This is a genomic window from Paenibacillus sp. BR1-192 (assembly GCF_029542445.1).
GTDB lineage: Bacteria > Bacillota > Bacilli > Paenibacillales > Paenibacillaceae > Paenibacillus_AQ > Paenibacillus_AQ lautus_A.
In genome coordinates, this window is sequence record NZ_CP120718.1 from 4,413,107 (window position 1) to 4,431,951 (window position 18,845).

Here is an 18,845-nt window from a genome sequence, read left to right on the forward strand (position 1 = left end):
TATGGTTACTTTACTCTGCATGCTCCAGCATCCGAAGTATCATCATGACCGCTTCCGCACGGGTCGCAGATTCCTGAGGTGCAAACCGGTTACCCGAACGTCCGTTCACGATGCCGGCCTCGGCCGCGGCTGCGATTTCCTTCTCCGCCCAAGCCGGAATATTCTGCTGATCGCGGAAGTCCGTTCCGGCACCTGGCTGGGTAAGGCCTAGGTAGCGTACGATCATCACCGCCATTTCCGCACGGTTAACGGATTCGTTCGGTTTGAATGTCCCGTCTTGATATCCTTTCACGATGCTTTCGGATACGGCCCATTGAATCGCTTCAAGCGCCCAGGATCCGATGGAGGAGCTGTCTTTGAAGCTCAGTTTCTCAGATCCCGCTTGACCTTTCAGTGCTTTTGCCATCATCACCATAAATTCGGCACGCGTGACCTGACGGTCCGGTTTGAAGGTCTGATCCGGATAGCCGCCAACGATGCCGAGCGAAACCGCCTGCTCAATCGCGGATGAAGCCCAATGTCCGCCGATGTCGGTTAACAGCACCGGCTGGGGTTCCGGCTTCGGTTCTTCTGTCCCTGCTTTCGCCTTACGGTGTATGGTTAATTGATAGGTTTTGGTCGCACCGTTCTCGGCCCGAACCACCAGCTTCAGGACGTTATCCCCTTCCTTCAGCTTGATGACCTGATCATTCTTCAGAGGCTCTCCTTCCAGAAGGACAGCGGCCTTGCCATGCGCAGCCCCAACGCGGAGCTGCACGGATTCCGCATCCGTTTCAAGCCGGTACTCCGTCGTGCTTTCGTTGAACGCAGGGGTTAATGCAGCCGCTACGCCGCCAATGATGACTTCCAGCGCTTTTAATTGATTGTTTCCGGACAAGGGGACTCCACCGCCAGAGGATTCCGATCCCGATGACGGAGGATTCTCGGATGAAGGGATCACCGAAGCGTTATAGGCGCGGATCGCGGCTTGCAGTGCGGTCATTGCGTCCTTGACATCCTTCGCAGTTGCATGATCCTGCTGCGCTATGGCGCTGGCGTTTGCAATCGCGTCACGGAGCGCTGACCTTGCGCCTGCCGGATACTGCCCTGGCGATGAGCCTTCCCGTGTTTCGTCGAGCCTTTGCTGCGCCGAGGCGATTAATCCGATTAACTCGCTCTTGTCCACTCCTGCAGCCGAAGTCGTGACCGAGTTATGGAGTCCCAGGCTCTCGCCGGCAGCGTTATAAGCTTTGACGGTAAAATGATAACGCGTATCCGGCGTAAGCCCGGCTGCGGTATGCGAATACACATCGCTGGTCACGGTCACCACCGGTTCCTCCCGGCCTTTCATATATACGCGATATCCTTCCACGCCATCGCTTGCAGCCGCCTCCGGCCAGCTCATGGTTACACGGTTCGATGTGATCTCCGAAAATTCCAACTCCCCGGGCGTCCATACCGGCGCACCCGGAACGTCTACAGCACTCGTGATCACCGTTAAGATCTCGCTTGGTGGCGATTCCGCTCCATGCTGATCCGAGGCGGTTACTTTGAATTCGTACGGCGTATCCGGCGTAAGCCCTGTCGCTTCGTATACGCTGTCCGTAACGGTGGCCACTTGCTGTCCGTCCTGATACACATGATAGCTCACGACTTGCTGGTCCGGACGGTTCACAGGATCCCAGCCGATTTGAACCGAGGACGACGTGACCTGAAGTGCTTTCAGATTGGTTGGGGCCGCGAGACCCCCTTCATCCGTTGTGAACGTCCATACGTCCGATACCGTTCTTCCCCCGAATTCATCTTGGGCAACGGCATACCAGGAATAGGTTCCGTTGGATTGCAGTCCTGCCCACGGCTGAGTAACTTCCGTGCCGCTCGCTGCCTTTTGCGGCGTACCGATGGCCTCTCCTCTCAGATGATTCACCTGGATCGAATCGGTGGCTACCCGCTTCAGTTTCGGCTCAAGATCCAGGTTCATCGTAAATTCATCCACGCCCGGATTCGTATAATAATTGTACTTATCCAAGTAAGGAGAGTACGTATTCACGTAAATCTGATTGCTTTCCTTATCAAAATGCAGCAGTCTCAAATATCCGCTGCCGCCGTCCGCATGTCCTTGATAGTCCGCCAGCATCTGATACACGGTTCGGTCCGTATTGCCGTCACCGTCATCGTCCAATTCGTTCTTAAGCAGGCTGGCTCCCGTGTAATGGCCGCTCAGTACGGCAACCACGTTCCGATTAGGGACGACTACTTCCTTGTACAACTTGTTGCCTACGCCGGAACGCGTTCCGTTCGCGAGCATGTAATCATGGAAATTCAGGAATGCGATACGATCCGGATATTCAGCGAGAACCTCGTTCATCCACTTGATATCCTCGTCTTCGACGCCCCATCCCATATACATCATGATGAAGTCGTTGCCTTCGACGGAGACCAGATCGTAATGTCCCCGGTTGTTCTTGTAGGAGCCTCCGTAATAGGGCTGATCCTTATAACGGTCTTCCCCGAAATATTGACCGTAGGTCGTGTAATCCCAATCGTAGCTGCCCACGTCATGATTCCCGGCAAGCACGCCGTGCGGCAGCTTGGCATCCTCCAGCATGTTCATGTAAGCATCGGCACGTTTCCATTGGTATTCGGCTGTTGGATCATTCACGATATCACCGGTATGGAACAAATATTTGATGTTCATCTCATCGATGGAATCAACGATCCATTCGAACTGCTTTTGCTGAATATGCGGATAGAGCTCCGTCAAGAACTGCGTATCGGATACCCATACAAAGGTGTAATCATAATCCCCTCGGGAAGGAATTTCATCCTGTACGATCACATCGACTTTATTATTCTGTACATAGTCTGCTGCCGTCAGTTCGCCTCGAAGCGTAAAATCATCTTCAGACTGGGCAATATGCTTGGTTATTTCCGTCCATTTGCTCAGCTTGTGGTTCCACGCATACATCGTGACCTTGCGGCCGGACACCGTGTGTCCTTCCCAAGCGACTTCGACGCTGTCGCCGGGCTCGACGGCATGCTCCAGCTCTGCCTCGAACCGGATGTAAGGGAATTGAGACGTTGAATCTACGGTGACATATTCATCGTTGGATTCGGATATCCGCTTCAATTCCTCTTCGGTCAGCACAGTTTCGCCCGCAGGGAATCTATCCTTTGGCGGTTCTTCGTCCGAAGCGTTCTTGGACAATTTCACCCGATCCCCGCTTAAAGCATGATACGAATAAGCCTGATGGAAGGAGACCTCGAGCTCGTCATCCGATGGATCGCTGACTTGAACCTTCAGCTCCGGCGACAGCCCGGTGCCGCTCTCCTTATCTGCCGGCGACACCAACACAGGTTTATTCGGATGCTCCTGAGCCGTGTTAAACGTCACGGTTTGTTCCGAGCGGTTACCGATCTTGTCCACTGCGCGAATTTCCAGCTTATGATCGCCTGGTTCAAGCTCAGCCGAGGAAGTATTGTACGGCAACTGGATGGCGCGTCCATCGAGCGTAACCTCGACCCGGTCCACGCCCGATACGCGATCCGTGACGGTCACATCGATCGGGATGCCGCCCTTGTAACTCTTGCCCTCTTCAACGGTTGCGCTAATTTCCGGTCCGTGGTTATCTACCAGAACATCGGCAGCTGCTTCAGACTTACCTTTGACCTTCAACTGAATGGAATGCGTTCCGTCCGAGACGGCCGAGGTATCCCATGCGTAGGACAATGCATTTACTTTTTCGGCAGGAATGTCGAATTGAAAAGCTACGAAAGGCAGGAAACGTCCATCGTCGCCAAGGTCATGGATCCGTGCGGGATCGCTGTATTGCGGATCCCGGATTTCCGTTCCGTCTCCCAGGAGCAGCCGCACGTTGCGCGCATTGAAATCATCCATATTGCCCGTCGGCTTGTCGTCTTCGAAGTAGGTCTTCTCGTTATCGCCGGCCCGAAGGGTAATTTCGTTCGATCCGCTTGTCAGCCACTGCGGTTCGATCGGGACCACGATGGTTTGATAACCGTCAATGTTCGCCTCCGTCTCGAAAAGAACCTCCTTGCCGATGGTTACCGTGTTGATCCCATCGTCAATGCCGTCGCCTTCAAATATAAAATAGGCGGAATGCTCCATGGCGGGAGTGCCTTGAACCGGCGTTCCGTCCACTTGAAGCTCCAAACCGGAAGGCCCAGCCCCATCAGCTGCACCCCGAATATACGTGATGCCCGTAACCGTTTGTTGATCTTTAACGTTCAGTCTCGCGCTTGCACCGCTGCCCGTGAGATCAACCTCATATTTAGGGCTCTCCACTTTCTTAAACGTGTTGGACACCGTGAAGAAATACTCCAGCTTGGCATGTCCCAGCAGCTCCAGATAAGGTATCGTATGATGATAGCCTTGCTGTCCTTCCTGAAGCTGTACGACCTTGTAATCGTTCTGTCCGTCGACACGATACGATAACGCGAGCGATGTCACCATGCGGTCATCGTGCGCTTCTGCGGCGATTTCCAGATTGTCTCCCGGCTCCACGTTCGTGGTGGTCGTCCGATTGACAACGGACGGCTCCTTGGTCACGTCGATATGTACCGGCTCCGCGGGCACTTCCGAATGCGCGAGCGAACCCGGCGTAGCCTTATGCTCCAGCTGGGAGATCCGCTGCATTTTTAGACTGCCGTCTTCGGGATATTTATAGAAGATTCCCTGATCGGGACCGTTATGAACTTCACCGTCGTTGTAAAACGCGGACACGACCGGGCGGCCGGTGTTCGTTACGACCACGAGCTCCCGCATGCGCGAATTGGACATGCCGCCTGAGAATATTTTGACGACATCGGTGTTTTCGTTCAGGTTGGTACCGTAATTATGATTAAAATCAGCAATCGTGGATTTGCTGTTCTGACCGTTTATGATCCAGAAGACCAGCGTGCCTCCGGATGGAATGGTCACCTCGTCGGGTACATGAGCCCACAGGGTGTCGCTCTCCAAGTAACGGTAGCGTATCTTATAATTGCTGAAATCGATGGCTTGATCGGAATTGTTGTAAACCTCGATAAATTCGTAACCGTCGGCGGTTCCTACGTTCGTGGAATCAGGCACAAGCTCGGTGATCAGCAGCTCGGGCACTGGGTTAAGCGCAGTGGGTGTCTGGGCGGAAGCTTGTCCTGCGAGAGCAGTAAACGAGGCAGACATAACGATACAAAGAATCAAGAAACAGGAAATACATCGTTTAAGGACGATCTTAGACATGGAAAACCTCCTAGAAATGATTTTTTGAGCAATCAATTCAGTTTCCCAATTCTCCAGGTCTCCATGGGATCTCCAAATTATAATTAAAGCGTTTTCAACATAAAATCCCTCGCGATTTCAACTTAGGCTTTTCCCCTTGAGGGGTCCTTTTCCTCTTCACCTCCCAAGATCAATAATTGCATATTCCGATCGTTTTTTAAACCACTTTATGTAAAATTTGATAAATGATATAAAGGTCCCGATATTCGCTGAACCTCTAGTACAATAGGACAACTTAACGCCGCGCCTTTCTGTCCATGGCATATGGCTCATCCGTTTCTCAAGGTACATATTTCGGGATCCAACAACCTCTATTGTTCGATACTTCAGCACTATGAACGACTTATTTTCAATTCATCTTTGAGCAACAACTCCCGCTCCGGCGTATCTTACATACTGTAACTATTGCTTAATCCGCACAAAAAAAAAGACCCCGCGAATGATATCGCAGGATCCTTATCAGTGGGAAGCGATTTTATTATTCATTATGCAGCAATTTTCCAATTGCTAGGGTGCCTTACCTGAAAAGAATCGAAGAAACTTCGCTCTCCTTCTCCTTTTGCGAGTGTTCATGGCGAATCAACTGCCTTTCGGAATGACATGATGTTCTTCCGTCCGTCGATGACAATACCACTTCCCACTTGTTCTATATTTACCCGGTCCACGGGAAGTGAAACACGCCGGCCCAAATTTCCTTCGAAATCGGATGCCGCAAATGCCTCCTCCGTCACCTTGAATCCACTATAGCGGCTGTTCATTTTGCATCGTTCGGGACAGCTCTACCAGCTTGTTCATGGTTTTCCAATTCCGCATCGTCATCGGTACGCCGAACTTTGCCATTTGCGCCGCCAGCTTGGAATTCCGAACGCTTTCCTTAAACAGCAAATAGATTTCTTCTCCGATCGCTTCAAAAGTTTCTTTATCGTTCACGTAGAGCCTCAATCTCTCAACGTCATCGGGAGTCGGTGCTTCCGGCAGCATGGCAACATAAAGACTCTCAAACTCCGATGCTGCCTCCGCCGCACGTATCGTTTCTTCCGAAAAAGGACAATGCCGGACGATGCCCTCGATTTCCTGCGAGGTTCTGAGTATCACGGTTATCGGGAAGCCGAACGCTTCTTGTATTCCTTGCTCCATTTGGACCTGCAGCGTTTCCTTGGAATCCGCAGATTCGAAGAGCACGTTTCCGCTCTGAATGTATGTTTGCACGCGGGCTAGGCCCATGCCTTCAAGCATTTTTCTTAAATCGGCCATTTTGATTTTATTGTGTCCGCCGACGTTGATTCCTCGAAGCAAAGCGATATAGATGGTCATTTGAGCATCCTTTCCATGATCATACCTGCCGTCTTCTCGCCGTTCGCGATGCAGTCCGGGATCCCCACGCCATAATATGAGCAGCCGGCAAGCATCACGTTAGGATAAAGGTCTTCCATTGCGAGCTCCAGCGACTCCACGACCTGCCTGTGCTTCAGATGATAGTTCGGCATATTCTCATGCCATTTGGTAACTTCGCAGGACACGGGTTCAGCCTCTAAACCTAAGCTCTGACGGATATCCTCCATCCCGACATGCTTCAATTCTTCGTCCGACAATCGGATTAATTGGTCATAATACGGATTGGAGCTTTTGTAGAACAATCGCATCAATAGCCGATTATTCTCGGAGGTGTGCTCCCATTTCCGGCTCGTCCAGGTGCATGCGTCACACTTCAGCTTCGTCCCCTTGGCCGTAATGAATCCCGTGCCGTCGTAAGGAAGCTCTTCATCTCGAATATCATAGGCCAGATACACGCTGATGAGCGACTTCGTATACAATTGGTCAAAATCCTCGTGAAGCCGCGGATCTTCCAGCAGCTCCTTCGCGCTTGATCCCAGCGTGCTTATTACAACAAAATCCGCTTCCATCTGTTCGCCGTTCGCCAGCATCAATCGATAGCCGTTAGGCGTTCTCTCCAGCCTCTCAGCGGCAACGCCCTTGCAGATCTTCGCGCCTGCTTCTGTCAGGCTCCGTTCCAGTGCGTCAATCAAAACCGAGACACCGTCTTTGAAGGAAATAAATTTCTTATTGCCTGTGCCAAGGAACTTCTGTTTATTCTCGGCCAAACCGCCCATGATGCTGCCGTAGGTATTTTTGTACTCCAGCAAATAGGGGAATGTGGACGCAATGGTCAGGTCATGGAGATCCCCGGAATAGACGCCCGATATGACCGGAGCGATCTGGTTCTGAACGATTTCCTTCCCTAGAAAGGACTCAAGGAATTCACCCAGGGAATCATGCTTGGTGAACGTCTCATTCGGCGTGTAATAGTCCTTGAGCGCCTCCACCTTCCCCTCCGCGGATACCAGCCCGCTTTCGGCCAAGGATTTCAAGCTAAGCGGTATGCCGAATACGCTCTCCTCGGGGATTTTTTTTAGGCCGTCGTTTGTATATATGAAAGAAGTCCCCGTGGCATTGTACACAACCTGGTCCGTTATCTGAAGCTCCTCCAGAAGCGGCGCCACATTCGTTTTCCGGGATACGATCGAATCCGCTCCGGTTTCCATAATAAATTCACCGTTCTGGACGGTTCGGATTTTGCCTCCCAGCACATCGCTTGCCTCAACCAGCACCAAGTCCATGTCCCGTCGATGATGTTTCAGCTCTTTTTGCAGATAATATAAGGTCGAAAGTCCGGTAATGCCGCCGCCGATGACTACGGTAGTTGTCACTGTACATACACCTCTATTATGTAGGTTCATATCACTAATATATAATGTTACGTTACCATTGTATCCAATTCCTAAGTATACCATAGTGACCGTTCATTCGTTGGGGGCCATTCCCTCAATATTGTGAACAGAACCGTTCACACAGCCACCGGTTTCCCGGACATCGCCCCTGAACAATCCATACATTGTGCGTGCTGCCCTCATTATCCAGGTGTTGGGATGGTTGTCGACAGCAAAAAACTCCGCGAGATCACTCGCAGAGTTTTTTTCGTGGGAAGCGGTTATATCCTTTTTGACGCTATCATTCCATTGCTTTAATAGCTTAAGGTGTACGCCGGAATAATTCAGGCTGTGTCGTCCTTATTCCTTGTTTCGTTGTACATGGGTATCAAATCCTTTCGGTAATTCCGACTTAACGTCTTGTTATCCGTCTGGTGTTGATGTGTTTCCACTTCCCACTTAGGATATATATACCCGGTGCATGGGCGATGAAACAGGTCAGGCATTCCTTTTTTGCGCCGCCCGGGTACGTCTTAATTATCCTCCGTCAATACTTCGAGCAAGCCCGCCGGGAGCTCATACTTGCGGTTGTTGATCTGGATGCTTTTTAATTCCTCCAGCAGCGAATCGTCGCTTTCCGAATCCTTTATGGCCTGCACTTCGCGGTGCAATTGCTCCATCTGACGGTCCAGCGCGTTGGCGGTATCCGCCGCCTTTTTAAGCTCTTCGAGCAGGTGCTGGGGAACCGACTTATTATATTTGTAAAAGATTTTATGCTCCAGACTCGCCCAGAAATCCATGGCAATCGTTCGAATCTGGACTTCAACGCATACCTTCTCCACCCGGTCAGAGAAAAAGACGGGCACTTCCACTAACAGATGCAAGCTTTGGTATCCGTTCGGCTTCGGATTCTTGATGTAGTCCTTGACGTTCAGGACCGTTAAATCGCTTTGATTCTGTAACATGTCGCTGATTTTGTAGATGTCGGTAATGAATGAACAGGTGATTCGTAAACCCGCAATGTCCTTAATGTTATCTTCTATGGAACTAAGCGATATGTTTCCGCCCTTGCGAAGCAGCTTCTTCATGATGCTCTCCGGCGATTTCAGGCGGGATTTCGTATGCTCGATCGGGCTATAGTCATGAAGAGCCTGAAACTCTTCTTTTAATATCTCCATCTTGGTTTCGATCTCATCTAAGGCGAATTTGTATTTCATCATGAATCGGGTAATTTCGTTCCGAATGATTTTGAGCTGTTCGATTTGCAAAGAATTCATGGGATACTTCCTTTCGATTGTGTGATTCAGAGCCGTGACGACTCGAGTAGTAAATAAAAACAAAACGCGTTGCTAACATTCTAGAAGTTCTGTCCCTCTTTAAATAGTAGTTGATATTGAGGTGCGACTGCAACTTTAGTGCAATAACGTCAAAAAGACGCCGCAACTACAAACGTCGCAGGCGTCTTTATCTTATGCGTATTCATTCCAAGCATTGCGTCAAGAATTAAGCCGCTAGATCAATCTGGATTCAGGAGGACAATGCAGCAAACATCTGGCTCAATTTCGCAGCAGCTTCGATCTCCAAGGCTTTAATTTCATCTACCAGCGATATCGCCGTTGCTGCTTGTTCTGCCGAATTAGGCTCGCCCCCCTGCGGAAATGGAAACATTCCATGCAGGACGCTGAACTTCTTGCAGATCTCCGTATACAGCCTGGCCGCATCTTCGAACGATGTCGTCAGATCCGGCCCGTCTTTCGGCCAGGCTGTCACCAGTTCCTTGAAGAACTCGGCGGCATAGTACCGTGCGTCCCGCAGCACTTCGATATTGTAAGCATGACCATTCGGCTCTATTTCACGACCATGCAGCGATTCTATCCAAGCATCGTAGGCCGCAATTCCCTTCACAGCCGTCGGCACCGCGTTTTCCTCCCCTTCATATAACGCGGTGGCGGTTTCCAGTGCCAGTCGCAGCTGCTGCCGAAGCGTCAAATCCACGGAACCCTCAATCGCCAGGACGAATATTTCTTCCAAGACACTCTTGCCTAGATTTTCGTATGGCAGCGTATCAACTCTTCCGCACTCCTCCGCATATAAGGTTCTCGTCTCGTCATCGTACCCGTACAGCGTTCCGAACTCCGGAAAGAAAATATCCCAGGCCAGGACGGGATATCCGCGATCCAATGAGGCATGGATCAAATCAAGGGCTCTTGGCAGCTCTTGATGAATGCTGCGTTTATTCATCGCTCCCTTTTCCATAAGGGCAGGATCCAGCAGATTGGCGTTTGTCCCGATGCCGTCCGACATGCCGTCGACGAATTTGGAATGGAAGCCGATATTATGAAGGCCGCGGGATAAAGATTCGCCGAAAAAATAGGCGGTCGGGCCCGCGATATGGACATCATTCGGTATGATATTGATCCGGAATGCATGCCCCGTCAGCCCCATGACCATCGGAAGCGATAGCTTGCGGTCTGTAAACTGAAGCATTTTGTACGTGGCATCCGCTGCGGATGTCCAGGTTTTGGTTTCTTTCATCGGTCCTTCGTAAGGCAATATGTTCTTCTTCATAATTCCCAGGTCCCTTCTCGTCTTAATATAAGAGTCAACGGTAACGCGGATTTTTTCTTGGATCACTTTTTTCCGTGATCTCGAAATAATCTGGTACACATTGGCCGAAGAGAGCTGAAACAAGTCGGCAATTTCCTGCGGGGACAGCTGATCGAAAAAATGGGATTCGAAAATAAGCCTTTCGCGCGGCTTCAGGCATTGAATGATGCCGGTTAAAGCACGCAGCGTTTCCTGCTGCACGATGCGCTCCTCCGGTACGTTAAAACCCGAGGCCGCTTCGCATGCGGAATGGTTGAGCCTGCCCAGAATGCTGTCCAGATCGTTCCATTGCTCCAGACTCCCCGAACCGTTAACTCTTCCCATGCCTTCTAGCTCGGTGAAAGTCTGCTCTTTGCACGCGGAGCTCCCTTTAAGGCGGGTATAGGCCTGATTCCGGACGATGCGGTGCATCCATGGAAGGAAGCGCCGGGCATCCACCAATTTGCCAAGATGCATGAATGCTCGGATCAGGGCATCTTGCACCACGTCTTCTGCTAAGTAGGACTCCCGCGTTATCGCTCTGGCATAGCCATACACCTTGGAGCGATGGCGCCGAACAAGCTCCCCGAATGCTTCCCGTTCCCCTGCCTGCGAGTATTTCACCAGCTCGTCATCTTCCATCTCATCCCATTGAATCGCACTGTCTGCTGTCGTTTCCAATTGCTCGAACCCTCTTTCGTATCGTTGACTACTTATATGACTTGAGAAGATCGTCATTTCTGACAATATCACCCGAGAAATAGTATAGCTTTTTTTGCATTTGAAGCGACAAAAAAAACGTCCCAAGCTGACCTGCACCCTCGGTCGCTTGGAACGTTCTCCGGCTTTTCACGCTTATATGGCATCTGCGGTGGCCTGTTGAGCCTCCCGGCGAAAATGTCCCGGTTCAGGACGCGTTAGGCCCAGATGCTCCCTCAGTGTATTGCCGCTGTATTCGGAACGGAACAGGCCCCGTTCTTGCAGCACCGGGATAACCGCATCCACGAACTCGTCCAGATCTCCCGGCAGCACCGGAGGCATGATATTAAATCCGTCGCAGGCATAACCTTCGAACCAATCCTGCATCATGTCGGCCAGCTGCTCGGGTGTCCCGACAAATGGCATATGACCTCTTGTGGTCAGTATCTTCCTCCCTAACTCTAAGATCGAAAGATTATCCTGATAAGCCATGTCCATATATAACTGGACCCGGCTTTTCATGCCGTTGGATGCGGCCACGGGGTCCGGGATGTTTCTTGGCAGCGGCTGGTCCAGCGGATAACCGCTCAGGTCGTAATTCAGGAACCCGGACAGAACGGCGATCGCCGAAGCTGGCGGAATCAATTCCAGCAGCTCGTGCGCTTTACGCCGTGCCTCCTCCTCGGTTGAGCCGATGACAGGCGACAGGCCCGGCATGATTTTCAGGCTTCCGCTTGCTCTACCATAATGGGACAGCTTCGAGTGCACGCTGGCGTAAAACGCCTGCGCTGCCTTCTTGGACTGCTGTGCCGTAAAGATGACCTCGCCATATTGGGCGGCAAAGTCCTGTCCCGGACCGGAAGAACCGGCCTGTATCAGGACGGGGTAGCCTTGCGGCGGCCTCGGAACGTTCAGCGGGCCTTTCGTGGAATACCATTGCCCATTAAAGTCCACGGGACGCACCTTCGCTCCATCGGCAAATTTCCCGGACTCCCGATCCAGCACAAGGGCATCGTCTTCCCAGCTGTCCCATAACCGGGTAACCGCTTCAACAAACTCGCGTGCCATTTCGTAACGCAAGCCATGCTCCGGGTGCTCCGGCTTGCCGTAATTGTGGGCTTCGATGTCAAGCTGGGACGTCACGATATTCCAGCCCGCTCTTCCCCCGCTGATCCAATCGAGAGAAGCAAATTTCCGAGCCACGTTATACGGCTCATTGTACGTTGTGGAGACCGTGGCGGTCAGCCCCAGTTTGTCCGTCACGGCGGAGAGTGCGGATAACAGCGTTAACGGGTCCAGCATGCCGGAAGCGGAATTTTCGACCTGGGTCACGTACAGCAAATCGGCAAAAAACATCATGTCGAACTTTCCCCGCTCTGCCGTGGCTGCCAGCTGCTTATACAGCTCAATTCCAAACATGCCCTCCACGTCCGAGGTTGGATGACGCCATCCGGCGTGATGATGTCCTGCATAATAGATAAACGCTCCCAGGTGCATCTGATGATCTCTGCGGTTGGTTGTCCCCATCTTCGTACCACTCCAATTCATATAAAATTGTCAGCCAACCATCCTTGATCAGCCCTTATATGTCTCTCTCCAGCCCAGCAGCCTGGATTCCAGCCGGCGTACAACGGAATCGGAGAGCTTGCCCACGACCGCAAAAATAACAATGCCTACAAACACAATGTCCGTTTGGGAATAGGCTCGGGCGTCTTGAATCATGTATCCGATGCCCGTGCTGGTCCCCATCATCTCCGCTACGACCAGCACAAGCCAGGAAACGCCGAGCGACAGGCGGATGCCAAGCAAGATGTTCGGCAGTGCAGCCGGTACGATCAACCGGATCAGCAGCTGCAGCTTTGAATATTGAAAGATCCTCGATACTTCATATAGCTTTGCATCCACGCTGCGAATGCCAAGGAAGGTATTTACATAGATCGGGAAAAAGGCTCCGAGGGAGATCATGAGAATCTTCGAGAATTCCCCGATGCCGAACCATAGAATAAACAGCGGAATCAGCGATAATAACGGTACGGTACGCAGCATTTGAAATGAAGGGTCCAGCGTACGCTCCGCCATTTTGCCAAGCCCCGTGGACAATCCTAGAGCCAGCCCCGTCAAGCCGCCCAGCAAAAAGCCCGATAGCGCTCGAAGAAGACTGATCCGAAAATGCTCCCACAGCTCGCCGTTGGCCCCCAAACTCGCGAATTGCTTGGCTATCGTAAGCGGAGTAGGCAGCAGGGACGCCGAAATCCAGCCAAATCCGCCGGCTGCCTGCCATAAAGCCAAGATCGCTGCGGGCACAAGCCAGGCATGGAGGGGCTTTGGAATGGCCTTCAGCCAGTCCCGCCCCCCTGTTTCTGAAGTGTCTGCATGACTTCTCATGACGGGTCGCCTCCCTTATAGCTGTCCTGCCAACGCAGAAGTCTGCCTTCGAGCCCTTTGACGAGGGAATCCGACAGCTTCCCGACGAGCGCAAACACTATAATTCCGACGAAGACCACCGTGGTCCAGGAGAAGGAACGCGCATCATTGATGATATAACCGATGCCGGAACTGGAACCCATCAGCTCCGCCACAACCAGGCCAAGCCATGCAACCCCGATCGAGAGGCGTATGCCGAGGAAAATATGGGGCAGCGAAGCGGGAACGATCAGCCTGCGGATCATATCCCAACGGCTGAATTGCAGGACGCGGGCTACGTCAAACAGCCTGTTGTCCACGGAGCGGATGCCGAGGAATGTGTTCACGTAGAGCGGAAAGAACGAGCCCTTGGCAATAAGCAGGATTTTCGAGGTTTCCCCGAATCCGAACCATAGAATGAACAGCGGCGCAATGGCCAGATGGGGAAGCGTCCGCAGCATTTGCAAGGTAGGATCGACAAGCCGCTCGGCCTTGTACGAGAAACCAACCCATATCCCCGCGGCCAAACCGAGGCTGCCGCCGAGCAGTAACCCGAGCAGCGCTCGCCAGGATGAGATGCCCAAATGCCGAATCAGCTCGCCGGAGCTTGTTAAATGAACGAATTCCCTCCAGATATCGAGCGGAGTCGGAAGCAGGATCGGATTGAGCCAACCCATGGCCCCAGCCGCCTGCCACGCGATGATGATAAAGAGCGGAACAAGCCAGCCGATCCGGTAAGTTTAAACAGGAACCTGCGGTCAATCCGCTTAGGACGGAGACGGGTTTCGACGGGGTCGGCGGTCACGACAACCGCCCCTTTGCTGATCCCTTCCGGGAGCATAAGCGCTACCTCCTTTCAATTTCAGATGATGTGCCGCTTATTGGGTTGCAGCCTCAATGTACTGATTATCAAACACCTCTTTGACCTGGATTTTTTTGCGGATCGTTTTTTGCTCGAATTGGAAGTCGGCGGTTTTCTGCTGCTCCGCGATGATGTCATCCGTTACGGGAATGTTGATCGACCTTGAACGGTCAAACGTGCCTTGAATGACTTCCTGCGGGATGCCGCGCTCATCGGCGTAACGTTTAATCGCCTCCGCTTCGTTTTCTTTCTCCCAGGCGAGAGACTTGTTCAGCACGGTCAGATAGAGCGTGACCAAATCCGGATATTGATCGGCAAAATCCTTCCGCACGATATTGAACGAAGGCGACAGGACGCCAAGCTGCTCGCCGTCCGCCAGCACGTTGCCTTTGCCTGTCAGCGTGTTCAAGGTAATGTACGGGTCCCAGGTTGCCCAAGCATCGACGCCTCCCGATTCGAATGCAGGCTGGGCTTCGTCGGGCTGAAGCTGAATGATTTCGATGTCAGATACCTTGAGTCCTTGATCCGCCAATCCCCGGTACAAAAAGTTAAAGGCATTGCTCCCTTTGGTTACCGCTACCTTCTTTCCCTTCAGATCACTGAGGGTCTGCGCAGTGCTATCCGGCGGCACGATGATGGCCACATTCTTCTGGCCGTGCAAGCTCTGGGAGATGACCTTAAACGGAATATCGGCCGCCTGGGCGGCGATAATCGGCATATTGCCGAGTCCCGCAAAGTCCAGACGATTCGAAGCCATCGCTTCGGTCATGGGAGGGCCGCTCTGAAACTCTGCCCACTCCACCTTGACGCCTAGCTTGCCGAACTCCTCCTCGAACCATCTCTCCTCGCGCGCCTTGCCGAACAAACCGCCGCTTCCCTGGACCCCGAGCCGTACGGTCAAATCTGTGTATTTGCCGTCTGCTCCCTTCTTGACGGCTTCAGCCGCGGGCTGGCTGTTTGCCCCGGCGCAGCCGGATGCGAAGACGGAAAGGATAAGCAATAGCATAATGGCGACGTTCTTTTTCTTTGTATTCATGATCAGATTCTCTCCCCCTGTTCTCTATCGTTCATTTGGTTTGACGCTCGACAACCCTGGACCGATTAAATTCCTGCACCGGTATCGAACTCCGGTTCTTCCACTTTCTCGAACTCTCGCAGCACTTTGGTTCGCAACTCCTGGAAGGAGGATCCGGTCCGTTTCCGCGGGAACGGCAGATCGATCGGCAGGATGGAACGAATATGGCCCGGTCTCGGGTTCATAATGACGACCCGCTCGCCAAGAAACACAGCCTCATCCAGATCATGGGTAACAAATAGCATGGTCGTGCGGTTATTTTGCCAGATGTCCAGCAGCACCTCCTGCATATGGGAGCGAGTGAACGCATCCAGCGCGCCAAAAGGTTCATCCAGCAGCAGCACGTCCGGATTCCGCAGCAGTGCCCTGGCGATGGCTACCCGCTGGGCCATCCCTCCCGACAGCTCCCTGGGATATGCCTTCTCGAAGCCTTTCAGCCGAACGAGCTCAATGAATTCATCCACCTTTTTCCGGACGTCCTTCTGCTTCAGCGATAAATTGCCTGCGATATTCTTTTCCACCGTCAGCCATGGAAACAAGCGCGGCTCTTGAAATATAAACCCCTTCTCGATGCTTGGACCCGATATCGGCTTGTCATTCAGCAGGACGCTTCCCTCGTACGACGTATCCAGGCCCGCAACGATTTTGAGCAAGGTGCTCTTCCCGCAACCGCTCGGTCCGATCAATGTGATAAATTCCCCTTTACGAACCCGCAAGTCAATGCCTTTCAGCGCCGTAACATTCCCTGTCGGGGCTTGAAAAATTTTGTTTACCTGTTCAATAATCAATGTGTCTGCTGACATTTTCCTCACCATCCCCTATTATAATTATTCACACCTGTTTACTTGGTTAAAAGGTGAAAAAAAAGAGATATCACGCTGATCAAAGTACGCTCAACCGTCGTACTTGTTCCTTTGCGTGATATCTCCAGTTATCTGGTCGATAATCTTGGTATTCATTTGGTATGCCGTTATATTACAACTGCTGGTAATGGTTGTCAAACCTTTTTTTCGTTCCCTGGTAACAGGTTTGTCAGAATATATTCAACACCAGCAATGGACAAATACCGCCCAATAATGCGACAATATACTCTGCATGTCATATCTTATATAGTAAGAATAACGAAATTTGCACCATTGCGCTTATAAAAGCAACATTGCACCTATAGGAAGGGAACGAAAGCATGGCTCAATTATTTTTCAAGTACGGCTCCATGAACAGTGGTAAATCCATCGAGATTTTGAAAGTCGCCCATAACTACGAAGAACAGAACAAACCGGTGCTTCTCTTTACGTCCGCTCTCGATGACCGGGATGCCGTCGGTTATGTATCGTCGCGAATCGGCCTGCGCCGTGAAGCGATACCTATATCCGATACGACCGATATCTACGGGATCGTGAAGGATCATCAGCCTAAGTCCTACTGCGTTCTTGTTGACGAATGCCAGTTCCTGTCCAAGGACAGCATCCTCCAGCTCGTTCGAATCGTCGATGAGCTTAACGTGCCTGTCATGGGCTTCGGACTAAAGAACGACTTCCGCAACGAGCTGTTTGAAGGCAGCCGCTGGATGCTGATTTACGCCGATAAAATCGAGGAAATGAAGACGATCTGCTGGTTCTGCGAGCGCAAAGCGATCATGAACCTTCGCGTCATCGACGGCAAGCCCGTCTATGCCGGCGAACAGATCCTGATCGGCGGGAATGATACCTACTTCCCTGTCTGCCGCAAATGCCATACCAATCCCCCTTTAGCATAGGACGTTATCGCAATCAAACCACCTTTTTACGTTAGGAGTTGGTCATCCATGCCGATCGTCAGACCGTTATTGACCGACCAGGACTTTCAAGAAGTCATGGAGCAGCAGATCCGTATACGCATCTTCAAGGATAATCATTTGATTGATTCCGGGAGTCTTGTCATCCGTTTCACCGACGATACCGTCATTACGCAATCCAGCGTCAGTTCGCTCGGCTATCACAAACGGGACGAATGCGAGTTTTTTGAAGTACGGAAGTGATCGGCGGATTGCCGATCACGAAAACAGCGGCCCTCTGCAGAACTTATCTGCAGAGGGCCGCTTCGTTAATCAGCGTATCAAGACGATAGCTTAAACGTATCCCTAATGAATATCGGACTTTGCCATGCTTCCGCCCAGCACGTCCGCGACATTTTGAATCGAAATAAATGCGTTCTTGTCTATCTCCTGCACCACGGTCTTCAGCTTCGCAATCTCCAGCCTGGTGATGACGCAATAAATCATCTGCGTGTCCTCTTTCGAATATCCGCCCTTAGCATAGATCATGGTCGTGCTGCGTCCCAGACGCTGCATGATGGCACTCGAAATTTCCTCATATTCGTTGGATATAATCGTAACGGATTTGGACTCGTCCAAGCCCTCTACCACAATATCCATCACTTTTGCCGCTATGTAGTATGAGAAGATCGAATACATCGCCGAATCTGCACCGAATACAAACCCTGCGGTAATGAATATGAAAACGTTGATGATCATGATGATCTGACCGACCGGCATTCGCAGCTTCTTGGACAGCAGGATGGCTACGATCTCCGTCCCGTCAAGCGCACCGCCGTAACGGATGACAAGACCGACCCCGAGGCCCAGAACCAATCCGCCGAATAATACCGCCAAAATCTTCTCGTTCGTGAACGGATCTACATGATGCAGGAAGGTTGTCGCCACCGACAGCACCACGATCCCGTACAGCGTGGAAAACGCAAACGTTTTGCCAATCTGCTTATAACCGATAAACAGAAACGGTAAGTTGATGATAAACAGGAATACCCCCAATTTGATGGGCGTAATCGATGATAATACGATGGAAATACCGGTAATTCCACCATCGATGATTTCGTTGGGCACCAGGAAGATCTCAAGCGCCACGGCCATCAGAATTGCACCGACGGTGATAAAGATGAACCGTTTCAGAATTTCGCCGACTGTCAGTTTTTTGTGATTTTTGACCATGCCATTCTCCTTTTGTATCATTTTTCACACGATAAAGCCTGTCGAAGAACCATTGTATTAAAAAAAGGAATGGCGTGTCAATGTTGACACACCATGTCACATGGATCTTTCAGACCATGGTCGGGCTCCCCGGACATAAGGAGTACAGTCCCGCCCCATCAACCTTTCGATCTATTCCTGACCCATCGCTGCGGGGCATGACCGAATCGACTGGAACAGGGTGGCCAATACTTGCAATTTATAATATTGAATCCGGTTATGCTATA

At 51.6% G+C, this 18,845-nt stretch carries 13 protein-coding genes; 2 read left to right on the plus strand and 11 right to left on the minus strand.

All coding sequences use genetic code 11. The features are described from left to right. Window positions 1-10: 10 nt before the first annotated feature. From P0X86_RS19600 to P0X86_RS19645, 10 genes are all read right to left on the minus strand, one after another. The gene (locus tag P0X86_RS19600) at window positions 11-5,221 is read right to left on the minus strand and encodes an S-layer homology domain-containing protein (protein WP_277746262.1); all 5,211 of its coding nucleotides are present in this window, start codon (window positions 5,219-5,221) and stop codon (window positions 11-13) included. A gap of 780 nt (window positions 5,222-6,001) precedes the next feature. Continuing rightward, on the minus strand, window positions 6,002-6,574 hold the full coding sequence (locus P0X86_RS19605) for a DUF1697 domain-containing protein (RefSeq protein WP_096774295.1): 573 nt from the start codon (window positions 6,572-6,574) through the stop codon (window positions 6,002-6,004). Further along, a complete protein-coding gene (locus tag P0X86_RS19610) occupies window positions 6,571-7,968 on the minus strand; it encodes a protoporphyrinogen oxidase (RefSeq protein WP_277746263.1) in 1,398 nt (465 codons plus the stop codon). The genes P0X86_RS19605 and P0X86_RS19610 overlap by 4 nt, the downstream gene beginning before the upstream one ends. Window positions 7,969-8,501: 533 nt before the next feature. Next, window positions 8,502-9,245 (minus strand): GTP pyrophosphokinase, encoded by a 744-nt coding sequence (locus tag P0X86_RS19615; RefSeq protein ID WP_277746264.1) that lies wholly within the window; start codon window positions 9,243-9,245, stop codon window positions 8,502-8,504. Window positions 9,246-9,495: 250 nt separating this feature from the next. Continuing rightward, window positions 9,496-11,235, minus strand: coding sequence for an RNA polymerase sigma factor (locus P0X86_RS19620; protein ID WP_277746265.1), 1,740 nt, complete (start codon window positions 11,233-11,235; stop codon window positions 9,496-9,498). Window positions 11,236-11,409: 174 nt separating this feature from the next. Then, window positions 11,410-12,780 carry an LLM class flavin-dependent oxidoreductase gene (locus P0X86_RS19625; protein WP_277746266.1) on the minus strand — a complete coding sequence of 457 codons (1,371 nt, stop codon included), beginning with the start codon at window positions 12,778-12,780 and terminating at the stop codon, window positions 11,410-11,412. Between the two features lie 48 nt (window positions 12,781-12,828). Further along, window positions 12,829-13,638 (minus strand): ABC transporter permease, encoded by an 810-nt coding sequence (locus P0X86_RS19630; RefSeq protein ID WP_277746267.1) that lies wholly within the window; start codon window positions 13,636-13,638, stop codon window positions 12,829-12,831. Continuing rightward, window positions 13,635-14,387, minus strand: coding sequence for an ABC transporter permease (locus P0X86_RS19635; RefSeq protein ID WP_481858308.1), 753 nt, complete (start codon window positions 14,385-14,387; stop codon window positions 13,635-13,637). Before P0X86_RS19635 ends, P0X86_RS19630 begins: the two co-directional genes overlap by 4 nt. Before the next feature lie 147 nt (window positions 14,388-14,534). Further along, window positions 14,535-15,554 (minus strand): aliphatic sulfonate ABC transporter substrate-binding protein, encoded by a 1,020-nt coding sequence (locus P0X86_RS19640; RefSeq protein WP_277746268.1) that lies wholly within the window; start codon window positions 15,552-15,554, stop codon window positions 14,535-14,537. Window positions 15,555-15,619: 65 nt separating this feature from the next. Beyond that, window positions 15,620-16,396 (minus strand): ABC transporter ATP-binding protein, encoded by a 777-nt coding sequence (locus tag P0X86_RS19645; RefSeq protein WP_096774302.1) that lies wholly within the window; start codon window positions 16,394-16,396, stop codon window positions 15,620-15,622. Window positions 16,397-16,776: 380 nt separating this feature from the next. On the opposite strand from P0X86_RS19645, the gene P0X86_RS19650 reads away from it, so the two are divergent. Continuing rightward, entirely contained in the window at window positions 16,777-17,349 is a 573-nt protein-coding gene (locus P0X86_RS19650; protein WP_277746269.1) for a thymidine kinase, read from the plus strand. A 48-nt stretch (window positions 17,350-17,397) separates the two neighbouring features. Further along, window positions 17,398-17,610: a hypothetical protein gene (locus P0X86_RS19655; RefSeq protein WP_009592426.1), complete on the plus strand. Its 213-nt coding sequence runs from the start codon at window positions 17,398-17,400 to the stop codon at window positions 17,608-17,610. 102 nt (window positions 17,611-17,712) lie between these two features. Here P0X86_RS19655 and P0X86_RS19660 read toward each other — a convergent pair whose 3' ends face one another. Beyond that, entirely contained in the window at window positions 17,713-18,579 is an 867-nt protein-coding gene (locus tag P0X86_RS19660; protein WP_009592439.1) for a YitT family protein, read from the minus strand. Window positions 18,580-18,845 lie beyond the last annotated feature (266 nt).